This window comes from Streptomyces sp. MK37H (assembly GCF_018035285.1).
Taxonomy (GTDB): Bacteria; Actinomycetota; Actinomycetes; order Streptomycetales; family Streptomycetaceae; genus Streptomyces; species Streptomyces endocoffeicus.
The window spans coordinates 1-1464 of the sequence record NZ_JAAAYH010000839.1 but is presented as its reverse complement, the minus strand read 5'-3'; the positions used below and the strand labels follow the sequence as shown (position 1 = coordinate 1464).

The 1464-nt window shown below is 73.4% G+C and carries 1 protein-coding gene; it reads right to left on the bottom strand.

Features of this window, described 5'->3' with window-relative positions:
• Window positions 1-1464: condensation domain-containing protein (locus tag GWI24_RS44310; protein WP_247617741.1), on the bottom strand; the 1464-nt coding region annotated here is incomplete at both ends.

Here is a 1464-nt window from a genome sequence, read left to right as displayed (position 1 = left end):
TCGGGCCACGGGGTCCGCGGTCGACGGCAGGGTGTCGACCTCCAGGCCGGGCAGCTCCCACTTCTCCGGGGCGGCGCTCTGCAGCGCCAGCATGACCTGGAACAGCGGGTTGCGCGCCAGCGACCGCTCCGGGCTCAGCACATCCACCAGCCGCTCGAACGGCACGTCCTGATGCGCGTACGCGGCCAGATCGGTCTCCCGCACCCGGGCCAGCACCTCGCTGAACGTCGGGTCGGCGCTGATGTCCGTCCGCAGGACCAGCGTGTTGACGAAGAACCCGGCCAGGGCGTCCATGGCCTCGTCGCCACGACCCGCGATCGCGGTGCCGATGGGGATGTCCGTGCCCGCCCCCAGCCGGGCCAGCAGTACGGCCAGTGCGGCCTGGGCGACCATGAACATGGTGGCGTTGCCCTGCTGGGCGGCCGCCACCAGCCGGGCGTGGGTCTCGGCGTCCACCTGCAGGGGCACCGTGCCGCCCCGGAAGGAGGACGCGGGCGGGCGCGGCCGGTCGGTTGGCAGCGTCAGCTCCTGGGGTGCGTCGGCCAGGGCCGCGCGCCAGTAGTCCAGCTGGCCGCTGATCACGCTGTCGGGGTCCTCGATATCGCCCAGCACCTCGCGCTGCCAGAGCGCGTAGTCCGCGTACTGCACCGGCAGCGGCTGCCACCTCGGCGCGTCGCCCGCCCGACGGGCGGCGTACGCCACGCCGATGTCCCGCGCCAGCACGCCCATCGACCAGCCGTCCACCGCGATGTGGTGCGCCACGATCAGCAGCACGTACTCCATGGGCCCGGTCGCCAACAGCCGGATGCGCCACGGCAGATCGGCGCTCAGCTCGAAGCCACGCCCGGAGTGCGCCGCGAGTGTCGCTCCGAGCTCGTCCGGTGTGGTCTCCACGACGATCAGCGGCGGTCGGCCCGCCTCGCCCTCCAGCACTTGCTGCCGGGGCTCGCCGTCCGTCTCGGGGAAGATCGTGCGCAGGCTCTCGTGCCGGTCGGCGACATCGCCCAGCGCGGCCTCCAGAGCGGCGAGGTCCAGATCTCCCGATATCCGGAGCGCCAGCGGCAGGTTGTAGCCCGCGCCTTCACCGACGCCTTCGAGCCGGTTGAGGAACCACATCCGCTGCTGGGCGTACGAGAGCGGCAGCACCTCCGGCCTCGGCCGCGGCGTCAGCGCGGCCCGGGTGGTGCCGTCCTCGCGGGCGTCGAGCAGCCGGGCGACCCCGGCCACCGTCGGCGCCGTGAACAGCTTGCCGATCCCGATGTCGGTGTCCAGCACCGACCGGATGCGGGCGATGAGCCGCATGGCGAGCAGGGAGTCGCCGCCGAGTTCGAAGAACGAGTCCTCCGCGCCGACCCGCTCCAGGCCCAGCACCTCGGCGAAGAGCCCACAAAGGATCTCCTCGGCCGGAGTGGCCGGGCCCCGGCCGGAGGTGGTAGCGGCGAAGTCGGGGGCGGGGAGGGCGGC